Source organism: Klebsiella sp. 141162 (assembly GCF_050600755.1).
GTDB classification, from domain to species: Bacteria; Pseudomonadota; Gammaproteobacteria; order Enterobacterales; family Enterobacteriaceae; genus Klebsiella; species Klebsiella aerogenes.
The window spans coordinates 110,354-133,698 of sequence record NZ_JAQIRI010000004.1; the positions used below are offsets into that span (position 1 = coordinate 110,354).

At 54.4% G+C, this 23,345-nt stretch carries 19 protein-coding genes, 1 tRNA gene and 1 pseudogene; 6 read left to right on the top strand and 15 right to left on the bottom strand.

The features are described from left to right. Positions 1–35 precede the first annotated feature (35 nt). Genes pgaD through pgaA form a run of 4 tightly spaced genes read right to left on the bottom strand, consistent with a single transcriptional unit; the run spans position 36 to position 6,262 of the window. Positions 36–470, bottom strand: a complete 435-nt coding sequence (gene pgaD, locus PGR23_RS14190; protein WP_315712205.1) for a poly-beta-1,6-N-acetyl-D-glucosamine biosynthesis protein PgaD — start codon at positions 468–470, stop codon at positions 36–38. Then, positions 467–1,798 carry a poly-beta-1,6-N-acetyl-D-glucosamine synthase gene (gene pgaC, locus PGR23_RS14195; RefSeq protein WP_047046346.1) on the bottom strand — a complete coding sequence of 444 codons (1,332 nt, stop codon included), beginning with the start codon at positions 1,796–1,798 and terminating at the stop codon, positions 467–469. Before pgaC ends, pgaD begins: the two co-directional genes overlap by 4 nt. Next, positions 1,791–3,776, bottom strand: coding sequence for a poly-beta-1,6-N-acetyl-D-glucosamine N-deacetylase PgaB (pgaB, locus tag PGR23_RS14200; protein WP_380377833.1), 1,986 nt, complete (start codon positions 3,774–3,776; stop codon positions 1,791–1,793). Before pgaB ends, pgaC begins: the two co-directional genes overlap by 8 nt. Before the next feature lie 38 nt (positions 3,777–3,814). Then, positions 3,815–6,262 carry a poly-beta-1,6 N-acetyl-D-glucosamine export porin PgaA gene (gene pgaA / locus PGR23_RS14205; protein ID WP_047078505.1) on the bottom strand — a complete coding sequence of 816 codons (2,448 nt, stop codon included), beginning with the start codon at positions 6,260–6,262 and terminating at the stop codon, positions 3,815–3,817. A 650-nt stretch (positions 6,263–6,912) separates the two neighbouring features. Here pgaA and PGR23_RS14210 point away from each other — a divergent pair. Together PGR23_RS14210 and PGR23_RS14215 are read left to right on the top strand one after the other, a co-directional pair. After that, the gene (locus PGR23_RS14210) at positions 6,913–7,479 is read left to right on the top strand and encodes a helix-turn-helix transcriptional regulator (RefSeq protein WP_045396469.1); all 567 of its coding nucleotides are present in this window, start codon (positions 6,913–6,915) and stop codon (positions 7,477–7,479) included. A 331-nt stretch (positions 7,480–7,810) separates the two neighbouring features. Continuing rightward, positions 7,811–8,098, top strand: a complete 288-nt coding sequence (locus PGR23_RS14215) for a PerC family transcriptional regulator (protein WP_020079839.1) — start codon at positions 7,811–7,813, stop codon at positions 8,096–8,098. Positions 8,099–8,159: 61 nt separating this feature from the next. Here PGR23_RS14215 and PGR23_RS14220 read toward each other — a convergent pair whose 3' ends face one another. The 9 genes and pseudogenes from PGR23_RS14220 to aspA form a co-directional block, all read right to left on the bottom strand. Beyond that, on the bottom strand, positions 8,160–8,486 hold the full coding sequence (locus PGR23_RS14220; RefSeq protein WP_047046338.1) for a contact-dependent growth inhibition system immunity protein: 327 nt from the start codon (positions 8,484–8,486) through the stop codon (positions 8,160–8,162). Positions 8,487–8,499: 13 nt separating this feature from the next. Next, positions 8,500–9,332, bottom strand: a pseudogene (locus tag PGR23_RS14225) (RNase A-like domain-containing protein). Between the two features lie 396 nt (positions 9,333–9,728). Beyond that, positions 9,729–9,804, bottom strand: a tRNA-Phe gene (locus PGR23_RS14230). Between the two features lie 114 nt (positions 9,805–9,918). Continuing rightward, positions 9,919–12,006, bottom strand: coding sequence for a DUF1176 domain-containing protein (locus PGR23_RS14235; RefSeq protein ID WP_396280009.1), 2,088 nt, complete (start codon positions 12,004–12,006; stop codon positions 9,919–9,921). Between the two features lie 65 nt (positions 12,007–12,071). Continuing rightward, entirely contained in the window at positions 12,072–12,647 is a 576-nt protein-coding gene (locus PGR23_RS14240; protein WP_045396541.1) for a transcriptional regulator, read from the bottom strand. A gap of 35 nt (positions 12,648–12,682) precedes the next feature. Beyond that, a complete protein-coding gene (locus tag PGR23_RS14245; protein ID WP_430915629.1) occupies positions 12,683–14,407 on the bottom strand; it encodes a protein-disulfide reductase DsbD in 1,725 nt (574 codons plus the stop codon). Beyond that, positions 14,383–14,706, bottom strand: a complete 324-nt coding sequence (gene cutA / locus PGR23_RS14250) for a divalent cation tolerance protein CutA (RefSeq protein ID WP_047065964.1) — start codon at positions 14,704–14,706, stop codon at positions 14,383–14,385. Before cutA ends, PGR23_RS14245 begins: the two co-directional genes overlap by 25 nt. A 99-nt stretch (positions 14,707–14,805) precedes the next feature. After that, positions 14,806–16,107, bottom strand: a complete 1,302-nt coding sequence (locus tag PGR23_RS14255; RefSeq protein WP_015368669.1) for an anaerobic C4-dicarboxylate transporter — start codon at positions 16,105–16,107, stop codon at positions 14,806–14,808. Positions 16,108–16,223: 116 nt separating this feature from the next. After that, entirely contained in the window at positions 16,224–17,660 is a 1,437-nt protein-coding gene (gene aspA / locus PGR23_RS14260) for an aspartate ammonia-lyase (RefSeq protein ID WP_045380159.1), read from the bottom strand. 335 nt (positions 17,661–17,995) lie between these two features. Between aspA and PGR23_RS14265 the strand changes: the two genes are divergently transcribed. Beyond that, the gene (locus tag PGR23_RS14265) at positions 17,996–18,466 is read left to right on the top strand and encodes an FxsA family protein (protein ID WP_015368667.1); all 471 of its coding nucleotides are present in this window, start codon (positions 17,996–17,998) and stop codon (positions 18,464–18,466) included. 31 nt (positions 18,467–18,497) lie between these two features. Here the strand turns inward: PGR23_RS14265 and yjeH are convergent, their stop codons facing one another. Then, positions 18,498–19,745, bottom strand: coding sequence for an L-methionine/branched-chain amino acid transporter (yjeH, locus tag PGR23_RS14270; protein WP_047046327.1), 1,248 nt, complete (start codon positions 19,743–19,745; stop codon positions 18,498–18,500). Between the two features lie 231 nt (positions 19,746–19,976). On the opposite strand from yjeH, the gene PGR23_RS14275 reads away from it, so the two are divergent. The 3 genes from PGR23_RS14275 to PGR23_RS14285 all read left to right on the top strand — a co-directional run bounded on the left by PGR23_RS14275 (position 19,977) and on the right by PGR23_RS14285 (position 22,435). Continuing rightward, positions 19,977–20,270, top strand: coding sequence for a co-chaperone GroES (locus tag PGR23_RS14275; protein WP_003855929.1), 294 nt, complete (start codon positions 19,977–19,979; stop codon positions 20,268–20,270). A gap of 37 nt (positions 20,271–20,307) precedes the next feature. Next, the gene (groL, locus tag PGR23_RS14280; RefSeq protein WP_015368665.1) at positions 20,308–21,954 is read left to right on the top strand and encodes a chaperonin GroEL; all 1,647 of its coding nucleotides are present in this window, start codon (positions 20,308–20,310) and stop codon (positions 21,952–21,954) included. A 127-nt stretch (positions 21,955–22,081) separates the two neighbouring features. Further along, positions 22,082–22,435, top strand: a complete 354-nt coding sequence (locus tag PGR23_RS14285; protein ID WP_015368664.1) for a DUF4156 domain-containing protein — start codon at positions 22,082–22,084, stop codon at positions 22,433–22,435. Positions 22,436–22,477: 42 nt separating this feature from the next. On the opposite strand, the gene yjeJ is transcribed toward PGR23_RS14285, so the two are convergent. Continuing rightward, positions 22,478–23,341, bottom strand: a complete 864-nt coding sequence (gene yjeJ, locus PGR23_RS14290; RefSeq protein ID WP_316423227.1) for a YjeJ family protein — start codon at positions 23,339–23,341, stop codon at positions 22,478–22,480. Between the last annotated feature and the right edge of the window lie 4 nt (positions 23,342–23,345).

Here is a 23,345-nt window from a genome sequence, read left to right on the forward strand (position 1 = left end):
AAGGCCGCGCGTGATGCGGCCTTTTTGGGGGGCCGTTACCGTTCGACCTCCTCGTTCTGATTGATTTTCAAATCAATAATTCTGCCAATCTGATCATGGTATACCGTCAGCAGGTTATATTGGCTCATCTCGGAAATGATCTGCGGCGCGATATTAAAGCTCTCCGCCAGCTCTTCATGGCGCAGCGAGGCCATGCTGCCGTGCCGCCGGGCGTTATAACGGCGCAGATTGTACTGATACCACAAAATCAGCAGCCAGCCGTTAATTGCCGCCACCAATAAATAGACCAGCACGGTATTAAACGACGCCATAATTGCGTCCCAGCTGTCGTTACCGCGCTCGGTAAACTGCATCAGCAGGTTGGCATACATAAAAAAGGCGAAGCCGGCCCACGCGATGGCAGTTAACACGCCGTCAAAGATCCGCGGCAACATGCGATGCTCGGTTAATATCAGAGTTTGTTCGTTCATGACATTCTTCCTTTACCTCTATCAGGGCTGACCCAGCGAGCCCTGGCGCGTTTACGTTTCAACATGACTTTGGGGAAGGCGACGATGGTGGTTAACAGGCCGATCATCCAGTACACCATCGGAAACCAGATCACCCAGAACAGCGAGCCGGCGACGCCGCGTTCATAGCGCCTTTCGATGTACAGGCTGGCGATAAACTGCAGCAGACACATCACCCCCAGCAGTAGCCCGGTAAATTCCGGCGGAAAAAGGCTGCGGACGGTCAGGTTCTCCGGCAGCGGGGCAAAATGGCTGGCGATGAACAGAAAAATGGTGACCGCATAGGCGAAGGCCCACAGCGTGGAGAGCGCATATTCGAGGAACAGCGGCCACATTCGGTGGTGTTCCCAGCGAAACACGCGGCGCAGATTGACCAGGAAAACCTCGGCGCCGCCCTGCGCCCAGCGTAAACGCTGTTTCCACAGTCCCTTCAGCGTTTCCGGCATCAGGATCCAGCACAGCGCCCGCGGCTCGAAGAAAATCGCCCAATGACGTAGCTGCAGCTTCCAGCTGATATCGATATCTTCGGTGATCATATCCGGGCTCCAGTAGCCGACGTCCGCCAGCGCCTGGCGACGAAAAGCGGCAATCACCCCGGAGACGGTAAACACCCGGCCATAAATACGCTGGGTGCGCTTGATCAGCCCGATTATCGAAGAGAACTCGCCGACCTGAATGCGGCCAATCAGCGTCGAGCGGGTACGAATACGCGGATTACCGGTCACCGCGCCGACGTGGGGGTATTGGATCAGCGGCGCCACGAGGTAGGCGGCGGTATCGCGGTCGAGCAGGGCATCGCCGTCGATACACACCAGTAAGTCCCCGCGCGCGGCGGCAGCGCCGGCTTTCAGCGCTACCGCTTTCCCCTGATTTTCAGCCAGGTGAATCACCCGCAGCAGAGCGTACTCTTCCGCCAGTTGATTAAGCACCCTGGCGGTATCGTCGGAGGAACCGTCGTTGATGGCGATCACCTCAATGTTGCGATAGCGCTGCGCCAGCGCGGCTTCGATGGTCTCGCGGGCATTTTTCTCCTCGTTAAAACAGGGAATCAAAATGGAGATCAACGGATCGCCCGCAAGCTCCGGCGGCGGCGTCTCTTTACCCCATGGCCAGTGGCGCTCCAGTTGAAACCAGAAGTAGAGCCCGCCGGTTATCCACAGCACCGACATAAACAGCGGCCAGAAGAAGACGAAATCCAGTATCAACTCGCCGGTGAAAACGGCGGCCACGCCCAGCGGTAGCCCGAAAACCAGGCATAAAATCGAAAATGCGATAATGCGATCAGTCATTGTTGGGATACCAGTACGATGAAAACAGGGGCCTGATTTTTGAGATATCAGGCTGATTATTAAGAAAATCGTCGGGGTAGTAGCCGTAATTGTTGACGCCGTTGAGCTGTAACGTCCGCATCCAGTCAACCAGCTGTTGGTCAGGGATGGCGTTCTGCTGCGGGAGAGTCCAGTCTTTAGCCTGCAGCTCAAAAATGGTTTTCTTCAATGCGCCCGGTCTGGCGCTGACGGCGCGCACCAGACGCGCCAGCCACGCATCGCTTTCCGCAACCGGAACCGATTCCATCAGCGGCATCGCCATCGGCACCGTCCAGTCGTAGGCCGTCAGAAAATCATCGAGATTCTGCGCGAACCAGGCCTCGCTTTCCGGCTGCAGGATCGGCAGGGCAAAGATATTGCGCGCGGTTCTCACCTGCGGGCCGCGGATCTCTTTTACGCTCTGGCTGAGCGTGCGGGTGAAGTCGATAAGCGCCTGGCTTTTAAACCGCGTCCAGGCATGCAGCGTGGCGGGATTTTGGCGGATCTGCGCGATATCCTCCCAATGGCCCGCCGCCCGCCAGGCGGCCATCGCCCCGGCGCCGGCATCTTCATAATCCGTCAGCACCGCGTCGTCGTGGAACAGCACGCCGTCAAAGGTCGCGTAGCGGGCAAGGTCTTGATAAATATCGCGGATCTGATCGCGCACCTGGCTATTCCATGGCGATAGCCGTACATAGGGGCGAGTGGCCTGGCGCAGCGTGTTGCTCTGCGCATCCCAGCGCTGTACGCGCGGTAGCGAACCGTTCAGATCGAACGCCAGCACCGGCATCCACGCATACACTTTGGCGCCGCCGCGCGTTTGTAATTGCCAGGCGACGAAGTTGAAGAGATCGGCGCGCATCGGCAGGCGGCGGTTGGGGAAGTAGAGCGCTTTCACCGTGCCGTCGCCGAGCGGATCGGAAAAGGCCTGCAGGAAAACGTGAGTGATTTTCATGTCGTAGACACGCTGGATCAGCTTATCGATATTTTTGCGCTGCTGAACCGGGTCTTTATCGTAGACATAATCGAGATCGACGTGCATCACCCGAACCGGCTCACGCTCCTGGATTTGCGTCACCTGGCTGGCGAAGGCCTTGATCGACGGATTGCCGGAGATAAGCAGACGGGGAATGTTATCCAAATCCCGCACATCGCCCAGACCATCGCCGAGGGTAAACGCCAGTTGATAGCCGCGGCTTTTCGCGATAGCCAGCGATGTGCCGTTCGCGGCGCCGTAGGGCCATACCCAGGCGCGCGGCGCTTTGCCGGTGACGTCGGCGATTTTGTCGCTCACTTTGCGCACGTCGGTATCGATGCGCTGGTGAAACTGCTGGTCGCTTTCGTAGCGTCCGCTGGCCTTATCATAAAAACGGTTGGCAACCGCCGGTTCGCGGCTACCCTGCGGATTGGCCTGAATACCGTAGTGCGAAGCCCAGGTATGCGCGCCGATTTCAACCAGCGGCGATTGCGCGAGCTCGCGCACCATCTCCCAGGTGGCGAAACGCTCGCGCGGAGTCATCAGACCGCCGAAATCGACTTTTTTCTGCTCCGGCGTATCGACCCAACTGCCTACCGGCGCCCATAGTGCCGGGACGTTCCAGGCTTTTAACAGCGGCCAGACCCGGGTGTAAAAACTGCTGTAGCCATCATCGAAACTCAGCAGAAATGCCTTTGGCGGCAGCGTGATTAACCCCGCGTTGGCGTCGAGAATATTTTGCACGCTGACGGCCTTATAACCATTGTGCAGCAGCCAGCCGATTTGATCGTTGAGCGCGCTGGTACGCACCGCCAGATAACGCTGATCGGCGGCATCGTCTTCTACATCGTGATAGGCCAATACCAGAAACTTATTCTGTGGCCAGGGCTTATTCGCCTCAGGCTGCGGCCGCGCGTCCGGCGGCAGAAAAGGAATCGTTTCTGCGCGAAGCGCGCAGGTCATCAGGAGCCAGCCGATAACCATCAGGCTGATGCGGATACTTTTGTTGACCATGTTTATCCTTAAAACCGTAAATTCGCATCAAGGGCAATGGAGAGATTGCTTTCGCGTTTGCCGTCGTAGGGACGCTTGTCCCAGTTCAGCATCACGCCGGTGTCGATCACGTTGTTCCAGCGAATACGCTGGCCGTAGCCGAGCATGGCGATAGCGCCGGTCGAATACGCTTTTTGCCAGTAGGCGCCGCCGCCTGCCGCAAGCTGCTGGCTCCAGACGGTATCGTAGTGCTGATACATGACGTGATCGGCGACCAGCGCCGAGGTGGCGGCGAAGTCGCGTTTCGGGTTGTAGTACAGGGTATCCGCCCGGCTGTTGACGCTGGCGGAGAGCCCAGGTTCCAGATCGAGCGTGATGGTTGGCGATTGCCAGAGCCGCTCTTTGCCGGAGATTGTATATTCCTGACGACGGTTGTGGTCGGAGAAGCGGGTGGCGGCGGCGCTGAAGCGATATTCGCGTCGTTCGTTTTGATACCAGCGAACCCAGCCCTCGCCGCGGTTGGCGCTGATACCGTTACGCAGCGCGCGCAGCGGCGTCTGCCGCGACAGACGTTCGACCTCGCCGCCAATTTGCCAGTTGTCGTTGAAGCTTTGCCAGGCGGAAAGTCGGGCGCCGGGTTTGTTGTCGCCGGCGAAATTGTTGTTGGAGATTTCCAGTTCAGCCCAGGCATCGCGCGGGCGCCATTCGATGCCGCCAAATAGCTGGCGGCTGGAGCCTTTTCCTTCATCAAAATTCCCTTTGGCGAAGCGATTACCGGCGAAAAGTCGCCAGTTATCGGCAATTGGCGGGCCGTAAATCGCCGCATCCCAGCTAAAGTCGTGGCTACCGCTGACCGGGTTATCCGAGTGGATCCCTTGCGTGCTGTTAAGGCGCAGTTCCGACATATGGTGCACCTCGCGAGCGCGAGCTAATTTTTGCGTGCTCAGGTCTTCGGGGCTGCGCGCCAGCAGGTCATCGGTTAATAGCTCCATCTGCCGCCACTCCTGAAGATCCATCGCCACGTAGGCCTGCTGACGTTCGAGGGGGATGTTCGAAGGCTCCAACGCTTCCGCCGCTTTCAGTTCCCGTTCGGCGGCGCGGGGTAAACCACGCGCCTGTAGTATCGCCGCGTAGTCAATGCGCAGCCCCTGATTACCGGGCGCGGTGGTGGCCAGTCGGTCGGAGAGCCGTTCGGCTTCCGGCAGCGCGTTAGTACTCAGTAGATACTGTACCTTCAGCGATTGAGCGTTCAGCCACGGGTCGTTTGGCTGCGGCGTCGGCGAGCCGTAAAGGCGGCGGGTGTAGGGAACGCCATTCGTCACTTTAGCGAGATACTCGCGGGCGGCCTGATACTGGCCGCTATCCAGCAGCGCATAAAATAATTCATGCTGATCATCTTGCGGGTCCGGCCGGTAAAGTGGATGTTGGCGGGCGATCGCCAGCGCGGCCTCGACGTTTTGTTGTGCAAGATAAGAGGAGATAACCCAGCCGATGGCCCAGTCAGGGACGGGCTGTTGAGCGGCGGTCAGCGACTGATATTCCTTAATGACCTGGGCGTAATAGCCGCGGGTGTATAGCGCGCCGAGGCGGTCAATACGCGCGCGGGCAAGATCCTCTGCGGCCTGCGGATCCTGACGCCAACGGGCGAACAGCGCGTCGTAGCGGTTGAGCGCCGTTTGCGCGAGGCGAAAGCGCTCCTGTTCACCGCGGGCCGGGGTGTGCGCCAGCCGTACCCACTCCGCCGCCGCGTCCATTTCCAGCTTTCGCTGCTGCGCGGGCGTTAAGGTGGTTTTCGCTGACCATTGCAGCGCAGGCGAATTGATGCGATTGCTGCTCAGGCTATCAATCAGGCTATTGAGCGTTTCTCTGTTTTGCGGCGCGAGTTCCTGCGCGCGCATATCGGTGAGCAGCTGGTCCCAGCTTTTTCCCTGACGTAAATAGACGTAGGAGAGCGTCTGCAGGTGAGCGGCGCTGGGGGTGGTGGCGACCAAGCGGCGGGCTTCACTTAGCGCCTGCCCGTCATGGCGCGCATCGGCCAGCGTTTTAATCCGACCAATAAGATAATCGTCGTTCATCGGCTGCTGGCCAATTGCCTGATCCCAGAGCGCCAGCGCTGAAGACCACCGTTTTTGATTACGGAAAGCCTGTGCCGCTGCCGCCGTACCGCGTGCCGGTAGCGCCATATAAACCTGATAACGCTGCCAGACCTGGATTACTTCCTCATCACGTCCAGCCCAGGAGGCAATTTGAAGCCAGTCGGCGACTTGCTCAGGCGTCAAAGCATGTTGTTGTTGATATTGCTGAAGATAATCGAGAAAAGGGGAGTAATTACCTTCACGCGCCTGTAGCACATGCCGATCATATATCGACTCAGCCCCCTGAGCCAGAATAGGCGTTAACAACAATAAACTAATTGAAAGCGAGAATGTCGTGCGGCGATAAAAGAATAACTTATTGAAACGAGTTGATCTTCCCATAACTATTTACCATATGTCCATCAAGAATCCATTGCACAACACGTCGGCCTTTTAGCTGAATGCAAAAGGATGGGGTAATGAGTTTTTACCTGACGGTACGCGACTGCGATTACTTATTTAAGGTAATAAAATATCTCCTCGCGATAACGGGGTGGCGATTAATGTACACCTGATATGTTTGCCTGAAAATATGCCAAATAATAGGCCTGTAGTTTTAAGATAAATCTGGAAATTGACCTTTAATGAATTAATTAATTGTCTTATGTTACGCATAACTTACTGAATTGAAAAAAGTTAAATGGTGTCCGAAATTCTGTTTTAATGTTTTTGGTTGGCTTTTTCATGCATAATGTCAGGCGGTTGCTGTAGATATTTAAGACGATTTTTGACAAAAATTCTCAATAGTAGAAAAGCTTCTTTTTTGTGCGAGTTTTTTATTTATAATTAGCCTGAGCACAGATAATTAAGAAATGACGTAAGGATAGTGGAGTGGATCGTTCACTATAGATGGAGAGATTGGGGGATTACTAAAAGACAATCACATGCTTTATTTGGCTCGCCATAGTCAGCACGCTACCAGGCGCTGTGCATATTCTCCCTGGAGGGGTTTTGTTGCTTTATTGTTAAAGGGATGATTTGTGGCAACGACAATGTTTTTAGTAACTCAGGATCACTATCTCTTTGAAGGGGTGAGGATTTTCTTTCCAGATATCATCCAGTTACATTCGATAGAGCGTAAGCTTTTTGAGAGTGATGCCGAGGAGTTTTCGGTGCTGGTGGATAGTCGGGCGCCGCTTTGTTTTTACGATTATCTTATTCCTGGCGCAGCGGAAGCGGGTAAACGTATCTGCTGTATTATGCTTGATATGCGCCATCGGGAAGAGCATTTGCTGAGCTTAAAGTGGTTTCTCAACATGTCTTTGACGCCGACGGATATGGCTAATTTATTTAGCCTGTTTCTTGACGTGAAGAGTAAGCGATTGACCCGAGAATGGCTCAAGAATTTCAGCCTGAAACCGCAGGAACATATGACGTTGACTTTACTCAGAGCGGGGATGACCATGGAGCAAATAGCTGGGGTACTTAATACTTCGGTGAAAAGCCTGTATCGCAAGCGCATTGAGCTTTATGAACGTCTGGGGCTGGCTAACTTTAATGAAGCCTGTCTGTTTATTTTTAAAAATAGACTGCTCGAGTGTCCCGCGCCGAAGCGATAAAAAGGGAAATGAATGCAGAGTAAGCTATCTACATACAAGCCACTAAACAACGGTATTATTTTAATTTAATCAATCATTGATAGGTATAACCGTAGTTCAGGAATGACTCAGATGATAACCCGCGGTATATGATAAAAATGCTCTTTGGAAGTACTTACTGCTTCGGCAGTTTTAATGCACACAGCAATTAATATTATAAATGCTCTCAATATTGAGTTGGCATAGATTTATCGTGGATCAAATTACCGGGGTTTTCTTTCATTATTTCTTCGAATGGCGTGGTTATATTTATATACGCAAATTAGCTAGCATATGTGAGAGAAATTATCGAATGATCAAGGACAGTATCGCCGAATCTCTGGAAGCTCGCGGATTGTATCGCCGGGCTGCTTCGCGCTGGGTGGATGTGATGCAGACGTGCGTCGATGACAACGATCGCGAATGGATAAGGATGCACCGCAATAAATGCCTGAAAAAAGCGAAGCTGCCGCCGGCGCGTAAAGAGGAGTTTGCTGATATCCATAAGGCTGCCAGAGAGACGCAGTACCGTATGGGGATTGCCAAGCCGAATGGCGAAGTGTTCCGCCTTCCCGCTAAAAAGAAAGCGACGCGGCGCTAGCGTTTTCAGCGACATCTCGCTGAATCAGGCCAAACCGATAGTGTGGTGAGGAAGTCGCGGGTTACTGATGGCCTGTCGGCTCCGCCTCATTCAGGGAATGAATAATTCTATCTCTTACCCGTTTCAGGAAGCTAAGGGCATCTGTTTCCCACAGGTGAGGATCAAAGTCTGAACCATAGCGCATCCTGAATTCCTCTTCCGGGTTATCTGTTTCCTTCAGCAGAAGGTCAATGTCTGCGATAAGACCATGCTTCATGGCGAGATGACTATCGGCGATAAATGCGTCAATTTTGGGGTCGATCTCATCACTATCATCGATAAGGTCATAATCCTGCCCGAAGTAAACCGTGATAAAGCCGTTAAGTTCATTCAGGTTCATTTTTGTCATGTACAAACCGTGTTCAGGGTAGAGGAAAGGCTGTCAATACAAAATAGGGTTTTCCATGCCAGTGCGCAAACTCGATGACCACCCGAACTTTGTAGCAAGTAGTTACTTCTTTCGCACCTTTGAATAATAATATTCCCGTCTGGTTCGCAAATATGCGATCCAACTGCATTTTTGCATTCATCCGAGGTGGTAGATGTCTTACCCACATCTCTATCTGAGTTTTATTGTCCTGAATAACGGCTGATACTAAGCGCTCAGCTTCACTGGTACTTTTGAAACTACTGACAGACTTTAATCGGGGAGTAGTATCCAGTCTCATTCTCAGCCCTTCTGGCGTTTTGCTAACATGATTTTGGAGAGTATGGCCACCTGATGAGCGACTCCTCAAAAATTCATGTTCAGCCAGTTTTATCCGTCCTCCATGTATAGAAGCAACGCGGATAGCACCCATTGTCAGCGCAAATCCCATAGGAATCGCAAGATCCAGAGTCATTCCAACGTTCACGGCAGTTTGGTGATCGGAACCCAGACTTTCGGCCAGAGATACTACAGAATTGTATGTATCGGTACTGACCTGCCTACCGGTCCATACCTGACGAAAGGAAGCCTGTATCGCATCCAGGCTGTGGGTTCCCACGATGACACACCCGATTTTAGTGATCATTGTTGGTTCGGGGGCTATGCACATGACTCCGGCACCAAACATTTCAACCAGACCGTTGGCCAATCCTAGACCCCCCAGAGGCGATTACTAAGTGTTTCCCCCTCACTGACGGATTTATCGGCCAGAACGGCGGCAAGTTGTACGGGAGAAAGAGCCATTCTTATTCCGTTATTCTCTTGCATATCACAGACTTCCTGTTGTGATTAAATATTCGACACTATCATAACAGTCATTAGCATGAATTTTTATTACCGGATAAGCTGCTATTGCTCTTATTTTTCTCAGATACGTTCTGATTAGAGTGGGTTGAAGATAAATTGGCACTATTATTTTGCGTAAGTGGCTTATAAAGAGGGGCGGCTGAAACGAAGATTCATCTTAACGTTTTTATGTGACTCAATGCAGTATGTCACATCCGAACTGAAGGCCTGCGTTAGTGATGAATAACCGATGGCTGAAGTTAAAGGTAAAAACGATGGGCATTGAATGCCTAATGGCGCTGTGCTTATCAGGCATACGGTTCGCGGTAGGCCGTAGAAAAGCAAAAACCCAGCCATAGGCTGGGTTCTCTGAATAAGTGGTGCCCGGACTCGGAATCGAACCAAGGACACGGGGATTTTCAATCCCCTGCTCTACCGACTGAGCTATCCGGGCAACGGGGCGCATTAAACCGTAATCCGCCCACTGCGTCAATGAAATTTCTCTATTTATTGTTTGATTGCTTATCTTTGCGGCAATTCTGCGCCAAAAGGCGCGTTTTGCTTAAAATCACATCACTCCATTATCGCCTTCGCGAACTTTCCAGCCGCTGGTGATGGCGATGGCATGGCGTTTTCCGGAGATGTCGTAATCGCCAACGATCTCTTCATCATCTCGTGGCGAACTGATGGTTAGGATGGCATCCACTCCGTGGCGATAGGCGCCATGATGGCTGAAGATCGTGCCGATAAAGCATTTATCGTTGAGCCACACCGGGATCCACGCCACCGTTTCAACGGTGTAGTGCCCCGCAACGCCGCCATAGTAGCTGTCCGCATCATCTTTAGCGGTACCGGGGGGAACAGGACAAATCGGCTCATCGTTATCGTCAGCAGGTTTATCCTTTAGCAGGCTACCTTGCATGACGTCCAATGACTTCAATAAGCCCGCTTTATCTTTATCGTTTAAGGCTGGGGTGGGTGACTGCCCGTTTTCCGCAGCGCTAATGATATTGAGGTTATAACGGTAGCGGATGGTGATGGCCGGCGTCAGGTCGCTCTGGTTAAACGGACGCAGCAGATAGAGGTTATCTTCCCCAAACACGCCGTTAAACCACAGGGCGTAAACCTGGCCGTTGATTCTGACCCAGCGGCCCCACTGGTTCGCTCCGCGATCGTTAATAGAGTAAAGGGCGCCGGGCACGCCGGCATCGAAGTTATCGTCGTCATTGCTGTCGGCATCGTTCACCGATTCAAAGGCGCTATCGCCGCGTTTCAGCACGCCGGTATAGCTGAACAGGCCGGTACCGCCAACATAGCTATCGATGATGAGGTCGCGTTTGCCGTCGCCGTCGAGGTCGATAAGCGTGAAGCTGACTTTGCCGTTTTCCGAATCGGCGCTGATATCGGAATGTAAAAACGCCTGCCACTCATCGTCGCTGATATCCGCCGCTGGCTTGGTGGTTGAGACCGGCGCGTCGTCGGCATAGGTGAGGGTAAAGTGGCTGATGTGTCCGCTGAGCGGAAACTGTTCCGCAATGTTCTCTAATGCGAGTTCCGGATTGCGTTTTTGCTCTTTTAGGAGCGCGTCGTGCAACGTCTTCAGCGCGAGTATATCGGCCTCTCGTTGCTTGCGGGGAATAACCTTGCTGACGAAGGTGGGAAGCTGCCAGGTTCCGCCAGGGGTGATTTCCCGACACATGCCGGTGCTGTACTTGAGGCTTTGCACAAAGGTTTTGCCATCCCACACACGTTCTTCCCCATTAACGCAGTCGGCGACGCTGCGCCCTTTGTTGAAGAAGGTCATTACGCCATCGTTATAGCTGGAGGCATCAGTGGTTATCAGCTGTGGCCTGGCGGCCTGTGTGTTATCGACAACCCACATCGCGTAGCCGTCGTTATAGGCGGCGCGCCAGCACAGAGTCTGCAGCAGCGAGTGATTTTTATCCAGCGGGGTGACGGTGATCTGCCGTTCGCTGGCCGGAATATCGGCGTTTTGCCAGTCATCACAACGGCTGTTGAGCGCGCTTTCCAATTGCGGCAGCCATTTCTGCTGTTGTTTAGCTGTTAACGCAACGGGCTGGGCGTTGTGAATAAACGGCGCGCTAAGGATCTCCGGCGCGGGAATGGCGTGCAGGACGGCACTCTCATCGCTGTCGCCTTTACGTAACAGGGCATCGGCGGTGCCAATCCGCTGCTGGAATTCATCGACCTTAAGGAATACCGCGCTGCTGCCCGCGTTAGATAGGCGTTTGCGCTGGCCATTGAGCGCCAGTTCGATTTTCGCGTTTTGCTCCAGGGCGGTAATAAGCGCGCTGGTTTGCGTACTGTCAAAGTGAAAATGGTTATCGTCGATAGCCTCAAGCGTCCCGCGATCGCTATCGTTGATAAACAGATTTACGCTGGCATCTGGCGGAATATCGTGCTCGGTCTGCGCAAACGTGACCTGCGCAGTTGCCTGCCGCCCTGCGCCTGCACTGCGGGTCAGCAGAACGCTGACCTCGCCCATTGTCGCGCCATAGCCCGCAGCCCGGCAGGTGCCGGTATTATCGCAGGCGATTTCCCAGTCTTTGTAGGCGAAAGAGAAACCGCGAGGAGGGGCGGCCATCAGCGAGGTCGAACAGAGCCCCAGTACGGCGGCCCAGAGAAGTGGACGCATAGAAATCCCTGCCACAGAACGTGTCAGGGAATTATATGCGCCTTGCAGGGGTTCGGAAATCCGAATTACGTGAGCGCGCCGCCCATTCGGCAGCGGGCAAAGCGCAGAATATCTTCCGCCAGACGCTGGGCGGTATCGACGTCGGCCTGGCTGCGCTTGATCAGCATGCGGCTCAGGCAGCCTTCGACGATTAATTCCATCTGCTTGGCGACCATTTCCGGATCATCCACCTCAAGCAGGGTCAGCAGCTCGTGCGTGTAGGCCAGTGACGCCTGCTTCTGCTGTTCCGCTAACTGGTGGATCGGATGCTGAGCATCCGGATAGAAAGTACAGGCGGCGATAAACAGGCAGCCCGGATAGCGGTGGTTGCTGACGCATTTGGTCAGCGCGCTATAGCGCGCCAGCAGCTTTTGTTCTGCGCTCAGCGTCTCATCCAGCAACAGTTGGCGACGCCAGGCGTCTACCTGCTGGCTTAAATAACGCAGGGCGTCATAGAGCAACGCTTCGCGATCGGGCCAAAAGCGCTTGAGGTCATCAAGCGGATATGCGACGCGGTCGGCGACCATTTCCAGCGTGGTGTTGGCGATACCCTCGATTTCGAGAATTTGTATGGCTTCACCCAGGACATCTTCACGTTGCACGGTAGTCTCCTCCATTTATCCTCCTCAAGTGTCGTTCACGGTTGCCAATCGCGCAAATGGGCGCTGAATGCCGCAGCATCCATAAACCCGGTGACGCGCTGCGCGGGCTGCTCTTCTCCCTGCGCGTTGAAGAACAGAATCGTCGGTAAGCCGAGCACCTGTAAATGTTTCAGCAGGGCCGCGTCTTGCGCGCTGTTCTTAGTGACATCCACTTGCAACAGAACGGTCTCTTTTAGGGCCTGTCGCACTTCAGGAGCGCTAAAGGTATATTTTTCGAACTCTTTACAGGCCACGCACCAGTCAGCATACAGATCGAGCATGACCGGTTTCCCTTTGGCCTGCGCTAACGCCTGGTTGAGTTCATCCACGGTGCTGACGCGGGTAAACTCCAGATGCGCCTGCTGCTGGACGGCCGGTGCGCCAAAGGCCCAATCCTGCAGCGGACGCGCGCTAACCAGCGCGGCGCCCAGCATGACGATTTGCACCAGCCGTAGCCACGGTTTGCTCGCGCCAAGCGAGGTGATAAACGCCCAGCTGAAGAAGGCGACGCCAAGCAGAGACCACAGGCGTAAACCCCAGGCTTCGCCGATCACGCGCTCCAGTAAAAAGACCGGCAGCGCGAGGATCACGAAGCCAAACGCGGTCTTGACGTGAGCCATCCACGGCCCGCTCTTCGGTAGCAGACGGTTACCGAACACGGTCACCAGGATCAGCGGCAGCCCCATTCCCAGCGCGTATAAATACAGCGTGCCGCCGCCAAGCCACAGATTACCGCTTTGAGCGATATACAACAGAATGGCGCTAAGCGGGGCCGTAGTGCAAGGGGAACAGATAAGCCCGGCGATGGCGCCCATTGCAAACACGCCGGCAGGCGAGCCCCCCTGGCGCTTGTTGCTCATTAGCGTCAGTCGGGTTTGCAGCGATGAAGGCAGCTGCAGCGTAAACAGGCCGAACATCGACAGCGCCAGCGCGATAAATACCACTGACAGCCCAATTAATACGTAAGGGTGCTGCAGCGCGGCCTGAAACTGCAGACCGGCGGCGGCCACGACCAACCCCAGCGCGGTATAGGTAACCGCCATCCCCTGGACATAAATAAAGGCCAACAGCAGGGCGCGTGCCGTTGATAAGCGCTGCTTACCGCCGAGGACAATCCCGGAAATCAGTGGATACATTGGCAAGACACAAGGTGTAAAGGCGATACCGATACCAATCAGCAGCGCCCATAACGCCGAAAATGGCAGCGACGCGGGCTCCGCGCCGGTTTGGCTGCCGCTGGCCGGGAGCGCGGCGGGCGCTGATGGTTTGGCCGCTTGCGCCTTGTCGGAATCGGCGAGTACCGCGCTGAGCGGCACGACTTTGGTCTCCGGCGGATAGCAGAACCCGGCGTCGGCACAGCCCTGATAGGTGACGGTCAGCGTGGCTGCTTTGCTGGCTTCCGCAAGGGTAATCGGCAAGGTCAGGCGCTGACGATAAATTTCGCTTTTGCCGTAAAACTCGTCTTCATGCCATTCGCCAGGCGGTAGCGAAGGTTCGACGATCGCCGCATCTTTTGCCGTCAGCGTGATCTGCTTACGGTAGAGGTAGTAACCATCCTTGATGCGCCAGCTCAGGTTGAGGTCGTGTTGATTCTGCTGAAAGTCAAAGGCGAAAGCCCGATCGGCAGGCACGAAGTTTGAGCGCCCGGGGGCGTCAAACAACCCGGCGCTGGCCGATGCGCTGCACAGTAGCAGGATCAGCGTAATGATGCGTTGAGCCATGAGAGGTAATCGTTGTCTCCGTGAGTAACCGGCAGGACCAGTAGTTCGGGGGTTTGATACGGGTGATGGGACTTCAGGCAGTCCAGTAACGCCTGCTGATGGGTCTGATTGGTTTTGAGCAGCATCTGGACTTCATACTCCTGCTCAAGCTTCCCTTCCCAGTAGTAGAGCGACGTCGCTCCCGGCAGGATGGTGGCGCAGGCGGCGAGTTTTTCCCCGAGCGCTTTGGCCGCCAGATCCTGGGCGGTTGCTTCATCCGGCGCGGTACAGAGTACAACAACAGCATCAGGCGTAGTCATCGTGAACCTCGTATCAGCGAAAAGAGGCACTATAGCATGCATGATGCGGAGAGATTAACCAAAGGGGCCAGTTACTTTACTGGCCCCTTTTTAACGATCTTACAGCATGAGGCCGCCGAAGATGAATCCGAGGATCACGCAAAGCGTAATGGCGATGACGCCCGGGATCAGGAAGGCGTGGTTAAAGACATATTTGCCGATACGCGTGGAGCCGGTGTCGTCCATTTCGACCGCGGCCAGCAGGGTCGGATAGGTTGGCAGCACGAACAGCGCTGAGACCGCGGCGAATGAGGCAATTGCCGTCAGCGGGGTGACGCCGAGCAGCAGTGCGGCGGGCATTAACGCCTTGGTCGTGGCGGCCTGTGAATAGAGCAGCGTAGCCGCGAAGAACAGCACCACCGCCAGCAGCCACGGATAGTTGTGCAGCAGATCGCCCGCCACCGTCTGGATATCGGCAATATGTGCTTTGACGAAGGTATCCCCAAGCCAGGCGACGCCGAGCACGCAGACGCAGGCGCTCATCCCGGACTTGAAGGTGCTGGCGTTCAGCACTTCGCCGGTATCGATCTTACAGGTGATGCTAATCAGCGTGGCGATGGTCAGCATGAAGACCACGATCGCTTCGTTACGCGGCAGTACCGGGTTCTGGATCAGGCCGACGGTGTCGCTGATGGCGGTAGCGTAGAACATGACCGCGACAATGCCCACCAGGAACAGCAGAACGGAGCGTTTAGCATGCGGCTTCAGCTCGAAGACCTGACTGCCGCGCAGGCTCACTTCCCCTTTTGCCAGTCGCTCCTGGTATACCGGGTCGTCTTTCAGCTCGCAGCCGAGGAAGTTACAGACGACGGCGGTCAGCATGACGGCAATCAGGGTAACCGGCAGGCAGATCGCCAGCAGCGTCAGGTAGCTGACGCCAAGCGGTTCGAGAATACCGGCAAAGAAGACCACTGCCGCGGAGATCGGCGAGGCGGTAATCGCAATCTGCGAAGCGACAACGGCGATGGAGAGCGGGCGGGAAGGGCGAATACCCTGCTCTTTCGCCACTTCGGTAATCACTGGCAGGGTAGAGAACGCGGTATGACCGGTGCCTGCCAGCACGGTCATAAACCAGGTGACCAGCGGCGCAAGGAAGGTAATGTACTTGGGATGGCGGCGTAGCATACGTTCGGCGAGGCTGACCAGATAGTCCATCCCTCCGGCGACCTGCATCGCGGCGATAGCGGCGATAACCGCCATGATAATTTCAATGACGTCAAAGGGGATTGCCCCGGGTGGAATTTGAAAAATTAAGGTTAAGACGAGGACGCCGAGGCCACCGGCAAAGCCGATACCAATGCCTCCCAGACGGGCCCCCAAATAGATTGCCAGCAAGACAACCACGAGCTCTGCACCAAACATATATGCCTTCCTTGTTTTTTAACAAGTTGATATTGAATTGTTGTCGTTTCGTAAACCCAAAAAAGCAAAAAGGCATGTCATCACTGACATGCCTTTGGTTAGTTTACCCTGAAAGCTTACTGTTCGCTTTCATCGGTATACCGTTTTGCTTTATAAGCCGGATGCATCAGGTTTTGCGGAGAGAAAATGTCGTCCAGCTCGGCTTCGGTCAGCAGCCCGCGCTCCAGTACCACTTCACGTACGCTCTTACCGGTTTCGGCGCAGATCTTGCCGACGATATCGCCATTGTGGTGGCCGATGAACGGGTTGAGGTAGGTCACGATACCGATGGAGTTGTAGACGTAGCTTTCGCATACCGCTTTGTTGGCGGTAATGCCGTTCACGCATTTTTCCAGCAGGTTGTAGCAGGCGTTGGTCAGGATGTGGATAGATTCAAACATCGCCTGGCCAATCACCGGCTCCATAACGTTCAACTGCAGCTGACCGGCTTCGGAGGCCATGGTTACGGTGGTATCGTTGCCGATAACTTTGAAGCACACCTGGTTAACCACTTCTGGCACCACCGGGTTAACTTTTGCCGGCATGATAGAGGAACCGGCCTGCAGTTCTGGCAGGTTGATTTCATTCAGCCCAGCGCGCGGGCCGGAAGAGAGCAGGCGCAGGTCGTTACAAATCTTGGACAGTTTGACCGCCAGGCGTTTCAGCGAACTGTGAACCATCACATACGCGCCGCAGTCAGAAGTCGCTTCAATCAGGTCTTCCGCCGGAACGACCGGCAGGTTGCTGACTTCCGCCAGTTTCTGTACCGCCAGCTGCTGGTAGCCGTCAGGGGTGTTCAGGCGAGTCCCGATAGCGGTCGCGCCGAGGTTCACTTCCAACAGCAGTTCTGCGGTACGCAGAATACTTTTGGTTTCTTCGTTCAGCAGAACGTTAAAAGCGTGGAATTCCTGGCCGAGGGTCATCGGCACCGCATCCTGCAACTGCGTGCGGCCCATTTTCAGGACATCCTGAAACTCGACGGCTTTTGCCTGGAAACCTTCGCCCAGCTGTTTGATGGCGTCGATCAGTTTGAGAATCGAAGCATAGACCGCGATGCGGAAACCGGTTGGGTAGGCGTCGTTAGTGGACTGGCATTTGTTGACGTGATCATTAGGGTTGAGGAACTGGTATTCACCTTTCTGGTGGCCCATCAGTTCCAGACCGATATTCGCCAGCACTTCGTTGGTGTTCATGTTGACGGAGGTGCCCGCGCCGCCCTGGAACACATCAACCGGGAACTGGTCCATGCATTTACCGTTGTTCAGCACCTCATCGCATGCGGCGACAATGGTGTTCGCTACGCTTTTAGGAATGGTTTGCAGTTCCTTGTTAGCCAGCGCGGCGGCCTTCTTCACCATCACCATGCCCCGAACAAACTCAGGGATGTCGCTAATCTTGTTGTTGCTGATGTAGAAGTTTTCAATCGCTCTCAGAGTATGAACGCCATAGTATGCGTCAGCTGGAACTTCCCTGGTGCCCAACAGATCTTCTTCGATACGAATGTTGTTTAACATGTGAACCTTCTTTTTCAAGCTGCCAATGAATTCACCAAATACACAGAATTTATAGGATTTAGCGTATTTTCAGACCGAAGATTATTTCCTTAACCGGCCCGGTGCCCACGATCATATGCTGATGATAGCGAAGTTCAGTAACCTTGATCACTTATTATATAGCGCGGCGGATAAGAATTATTAATCTGTGAAATGAGTCACCGCTTTACTATTTTTGAAAAAAATGCCGTTGCCGTTGATTGAAAAATGGCGCGCCAACCCCACATTCCTATGACGCGAATAGCAAATTTATCACTACGGGCGTCTGCGACGACGGCCGATTGAAGGAGACGCCGGTGCGTTGGATCCCATTTATTGCCTTTTTCTTATACGTTTACGTCGAGATCTCGATCTTTATCCAGGTCGCGCACGTGCTCGGCGTGCTGCTGACGCTGATCCTGGTTATCTTTAGCTCGGTGGTGGGAATGTCGCTGGTGCGCAACCAGGGCTTCAAAAACCTGATGCTGATGCAGCAGAAAATGGCGGCTGGCGAAAGCCCTGCCGCAGAAATGATTAAAAGCGTGTCGCTGATTATCGCCGGGCTTCTGCTGCTGATCCCAGGCTTCTTTACCGACTTCCTCGGCCTGCTGCTGCTGTTGCCGCCGGTGCAAAAGCTGATGACCTTAAAACTGATGCCGTATCTGCGCTTTAGCCGGATGCCGGGCGGCGGTTTTAGCGCCGGCGCCGGCAACGGAGACACCTTCGAAGGGGAGTTCCAGCGCAAAGACGACGAACGCGACCGTCTGGATCACAAAGACGACCGCTAAAACGACAAAACCGGCCTGCGCCGGTTTTTTGTTATCTGTTTGCTGAAGGTGAGCGTGCTGGCAAGGCGAACCACAGCACCGCCAACATGATGATGGCGTACAAACTCTTCCAGCCGACCATGGCCAACAGCAGCAGGCATAGCACGCTTCCCACCGTGGCCAGCACACGGTATTTACCGTGCAGGAGTCGGCATCCCGCCAGCATGCACAGCAGATAAATCATGATGAAAATGCCGTTGGCATAGACGATAAGCGCATCGAGATTAATGTTCAGCCAGTAAATGCACAGCGTACTGAGTACGCAGCAGCCTAAGACCGCATTCAGCGCGTTGCGCGGTACCTGGCGCGGCGACAGGCGGGCCAGATAGCTCTCCGGTTTGAACTGCGCCTGCGACCAGACCAGGCGGGCAAAACTTTGGATATAGATATTAAGGCTGGCGAAGCAGGCGAGGTAGCCGATTACGCAGGCAACCCACAGCGCCTGCACGCCGAACAGTCGCACTACGATGTTTGGCAGCGAAGCCGCCGCCGCCATTTCCTCACCGAAGGCGCGAAAATGTAGAACGACCACCGTACAGCCCCAATAAACGGTGCCAGCCAGCAACAGGCCAATCATCAGCGCTCGGGGGAAGTCCCGCTCCGGACGTTTAAACTCTGATGCCAGATGAGCAAAGGCTTCCAGGCCGACGAAGCACCAGAACATCACCGATAGGGCCGCAAACAGCTGCGACGTGTCGACATCTTTAGGCTGCGGGAAAGGGATCTGCGCCGGGTTTATGCCGCCGCGCCACCAGATGGCGACGATCAGCGCGACAATCATTACCGCAACCAGCGTCTGTAGATTGGCGCTGGAACTGGCGCCGCGTGAACCCACCCACCAGACGATCGCCAGCGTGCCGAGCTCGGCAAGCAGCAGTTGAGTATCGTGCCAGCCGAACAGCGCCTGGCCAAAACCGGTGGCGATATGCAGGGCGGCGGGTAAGCCCACCGGGATCACCGATAAAAACAGCCAACCGGTTACCCGCGCCAGACGCGGGCCGAACGCCATATCCACAAAATGAGCCACGCCGCCAGCGCTGGGAAAGTGGCGCCCAAGCACGGCAAACACGATAGCGATGGGAAAAACCAGCAGAATCAGCGCCGGCCACGCCCACAGGCTATTATCGCCTGCGACCAGCGCCGCCAGCGCCGGTACGGCGAATACGCCGGTTCCCAGTAGTGATGTTGAAAGTAACCCGACTCCCTGACCTAACCCCAGCTCCTGTTTTAAACCACTCATGACTCAATCCTGCGCGCGGCAAAAAAACGATGTTATCACAACCCCTTGCGCCAGAAAGCGCGGCCGACACGCGAATATTTTTGCGCGTCAGCGCACAGGCGGAAATTTTTTTTTAATTTTCCCCTTGAAGCGGTAAATGGCCATCCCCATCTCTCTCTGCACTAGTCGGAAACCGTTTACGGCCCGGCGCCATCCATAACTGATAATGACTTTCTCGAAGGAGAGCTATCAATGAGTATTCGTCCGTTACATGATCGTGTGATCGTCAAACGTAAAGAAGTTGAAACCAAATCTGCAGGCGGCATCGTTCTGACCGGTTCTGCGGCAGCTAAATCAACTCGTGGCGAAATCATCGCTGTCGGTAAAGGCCGCATCCTGGAAAACGGAACTGTGCAGCCGCTGGACGTTAAAGTTGGTGACATCGTGATTTTCAACGATGGTTACGGCGTGAAGTCTGAGAAGATCGACAACGAAGAAGTGCTGATCATGTCCGAAAGCGACATTCTGGCAATTGTTGAAGCGTAATTCGCACGACCCTGAACGAATTTGAGGAATAAAAGAAATGGCAGCAAAAGACGTAAAATTCGGTAACGACGCTCGTGTAAAAATGCTGCGCGGCGTAAACGTACTGGCAGATGCAGTTAAAGTGACCCTGGGCCCGAAAGGCCGTAACGTTGTTCTGGACAAATCCTTCGGCGCGCCGACCATCACTAAAGATGGCGTATCCGTTGCTCGTGAAATCGAACTGGAAGACAAATTCGAAAACATGGGCGCGCAGATGGTGAAAGAAGTTGCCTCTAAAGCGAACGACGCTGCAGGCGACGGTACCACCACCGCAACCGTACTGGCTCAGGCTATCGTTAACGAAGGCCTGAAAGCCGTTGCTGCGGGCATGAACCCGATGGATCTGAAACGTGGTATCGACAAAGCTGTCGTTGCCGCTGTTGAAGAACTGAAAGCGCTGTCCGTACCGTGCTCCGACTCTAAAGCGATTGCTCAGGTTGGTACTATCTCCGCTAACTCCGACGAAACCGTAGGTAAACTGATCGCTGAAGCGATGGATAAAGTCGGTAAAGAAGGCGTTATCACCGTTGAAGACGGTACCGGTCTGGAAGACGAACTGGACGTGGTTGAAGGTATGCAGTTCGACCGCGGCTACCTGTCCCCATACTTCATCAACAAGCCGGACACCGGCGCCGTTGAACTGGAAAGCCCGTTCATCCTGCTGGCTGACAAAAAAATCTCCAACATCCGCGAAATGCTGCCGGTTCTGGAAGCCGTAGCGAAAGCTGGCAAACCGCTGGTTATCATCGCTGAAGACGTTGAAGGCGAAGCGCTGGCGACCCTGGTGGTTAACACCATGCGCGGCATCGTGAAAGTTGCTGCGGTTAAAGCGCCGGGCTTCGGCGACCGTCGTAAAGCTATGCTGCAGGACATCGCAACTCTGACTGGCGGTACCGTTATCTCTGAAGAGATCGGTATGGAGCTGGAAAAAGCGACTCTGGAAGACCTGGGTCAGGCGAAACGCGTTGTTATCAACAAAGACACCACCACCATCATCGATGGCGTTGGCGAAGAAGCGGCGATTCAGGGCCGCGTTGCTCAGATCCGTAAGCAGATCGAAGAAGCGACCTCTGATTACGACCGTGAAAAACTGCAGGAGCGCGTGGCTAAACTGGCCGGCGGCGTTGCGGTAATCAAAGTCGGTGCTGCTACCGAAGTTGAAATGAAAGAGAAAAAAGCGCGCGTTGACGATGCCCTGCACGCGACCCGTGCTGCGGTTGAAGAAGGCGTGGTAGCTGGCGGCGGTGTAGCGCTGGTTCGCGTTGCGGCGAAAATCGCTGGCCTGACCGGTCAGAACGAAGATCAGAACGTCGGTATCAAAGTTGCGCTGCGCGCAATGGAAGCGCCGCTGCGTCAGATCGTTTCCAACGCTGGCGAAGAGCCGTCTGTTGTTGCTAACAACGTGAAAGCTGGTGACGGTAACTACGGTTACAACGCGGCAACCGAAGAGTACGGCAATATGATCGACTTCGGTATCCTTGACCCAACTAAAGTCACCCGTTCTGCGCTGCAGTACGCGGCATCCGTTGCTGGTCTGATGATCACCACCGAGTGCATGGTGACCGACCTGCCGAAAGGCGATGCGCCTGACTTAGGTGCTGCTGGTGGTATGGGCGGCATGGGCGGTATGGGCGGCATGATGTAATCGTGCGCTATACGGCATAAAAACGCAGAAACCCCCGGTCAGAAATGGCTGGGGGTTTTTCTTTTTGCTGGCTTTTTAGTATAAGGTTTACATCCGGGCCAGTGCGTCCAGCTCATTGGGGAATAACATGCAGGTAAAATATTTAGCAGGGATTGTCGGCGCAGCATTATTGTTAGCGGGTTGCAGTTCCAGCAACGAATTAACCGCAGGCGGCCAGAGCGTGCGTTTTGTTGAAGATAAACCAGGAACGGAATGTCAGCTGTTAGGGACGGCTACCGGCACGCAAAGCAACTGGCTGTCAGGCCAGAATGGCGATGAAGGCGGCTCGATGCGCGGCGCGGCGAATGCTCTACGTAACCAGGCGGCGGCTATGGGCGGTAACGTCATTTATGGCGTGAGCAGCCCGACGCAGAACCTGCTGTCGAGCTTTGTCCCGACCGATAGCCAGATGAACGGCCAGGTTTATAAGTGCCCGAACTGATGCGTTAAGCACTCTCTGCCTGCGCAGAGAGTGCTTAACAATTTATGCCTCAAGCGATGCTCTGGTCGCCACGTAGAATTCACGCAGCGAAAGCATACATTCATCTCTGGTTAGCATTTGTCCCGGGGCGGATGGAATCACCTTACTGAAGATTTGATACGGCGTATGCTGGCTGTGGACCTGTTTTAGCTTTTGACTCTTTTCAAGCAGACGCAGCACGATACTTTTTTCAAAATCTGACTGATGCGCGGCGCTGGTTTTAATCACCGCGCCAGAGAGTACTTTTTTACCTTCTTCCTGCTCGTAGCTGTATAACACGGCCAGATGGTGGCTAAACAAATTCAGCTTCCACTCTTCCTGAGCATATTGCTGGTACTCAATGTTTGGTTGGGTCGTTAAATCGACGGTATACAGCAGCACATAATCCAGAGCCAGCGCCAGATACTCATTTAATTTCGTATCAGCAACCATTTTTAGAGATTGATTGATACCCAGAATCAATGCCTCTACCTGTCGGTCTTCAATGCGTAATGTCGCGATTTGCTCGTTCTGCAGCATCAGGATCAGCGTTGACTCATTTACCCCCGGCTTCAACGTGATCGACATGATCCGCAGCTCCGGATTCGGGTTTTGTACCTCTGCCATATCGACTGCTGGGGTATTGGCGATGAGCTCATTATTGTAGGCAATAAGTTCCTCTTTCAGCGTGTCGTCGCTTTGCTGCAAGCGTTGTAAGAAAACAGACATTCGAGTTGTCAGGACCATAAGCAGGTCAGCCAGCGCCGGCGCCTGTAAATAGAATGTCCGACACAGGCCATTCTGGTTTTGTACTTTCAGCAGCAGCGCCATGAAATGGTCTTCATAGGTAATTCCGGCGGTGTTAAAACCAATAAACGTTCCTTGCATGTTC

Coding starts and splice junctions, on each gene's coding strand:
- pgaD (WP_315712205.1), bottom strand. CDS start 470: ATGAACGAACAAACTCTGATATTAACCGAGCATCGCATGTTGCCGCGG.
- pgaC (WP_047046346.1), bottom strand. CDS start 1,798: ATGACTGATCGCATTATCGCATTTTCGATTTTATGCCTGGTTTTCGGG.
- pgaB (WP_380377833.1), bottom strand. CDS start 3,776: ATGGTTATCGGCTGGCTCCTGATGACCTGCGCGCTTCGCGCAGAAACG.
- pgaA (WP_047078505.1), bottom strand. CDS start 6,262: ATGGGAAGATCAACTCGTTTCAATAAGTTATTCTTTTATCGCCGCACG.
- PGR23_RS14210 (WP_045396469.1), top strand. CDS start 6,913: ATGTTTTTAGTAACTCAGGATCACTATCTCTTTGAAGGGGTGAGGATT.
- PGR23_RS14215 (WP_020079839.1), top strand. CDS start 7,811: ATGATCAAGGACAGTATCGCCGAATCTCTGGAAGCTCGCGGATTGTAT.
- PGR23_RS14220 (WP_047046338.1), bottom strand. CDS start 8,486: ATGACAAAAATGAACCTGAATGAACTTAACGGCTTTATCACGGTTTAC.
- PGR23_RS14235 (WP_396280009.1), bottom strand. CDS start 12,006: ATGCGTCCACTTCTCTGGGCCGCCGTACTGGGGCTCTGTTCGACCTCG.
- PGR23_RS14245 (WP_430915629.1), bottom strand. CDS start 14,407: ATGGCTCAACGCATCATTACGCTGATCCTGCTACTGTGCAGCGCATCG.
- cutA (WP_047065964.1), bottom strand. CDS start 14,706: ATGACTACGCCTGATGCTGTTGTTGTACTCTGTACCGCGCCGGATGAA.
- PGR23_RS14255 (WP_015368669.1), bottom strand. CDS start 16,107: ATGTTTGGTGCAGAGCTCGTGGTTGTCTTGCTGGCAATCTATTTGGGG.
- aspA (WP_045380159.1), bottom strand. CDS start 17,660: ATGTTAAACAACATTCGTATCGAAGAAGATCTGTTGGGCACCAGGGAA.
- yjeH (WP_047046327.1), bottom strand. CDS start 19,745: ATGAGTGGTTTAAAACAGGAGCTGGGGTTAGGTCAGGGAGTCGGGTTA.
- PGR23_RS14275 (WP_003855929.1), top strand. CDS start 19,977: ATGAGTATTCGTCCGTTACATGATCGTGTGATCGTCAAACGTAAAGAA.
- groL (WP_015368665.1), top strand. CDS start 20,308: ATGGCAGCAAAAGACGTAAAATTCGGTAACGACGCTCGTGTAAAAATG.
- PGR23_RS14285 (WP_015368664.1), top strand. CDS start 22,082: ATGCAGGTAAAATATTTAGCAGGGATTGTCGGCGCAGCATTATTGTTA.
- yjeJ (WP_316423227.1), bottom strand. CDS start 23,341: ATGCAAGGAACGTTTATTGGTTTTAACACCGCCGGAATTACCTATGAA.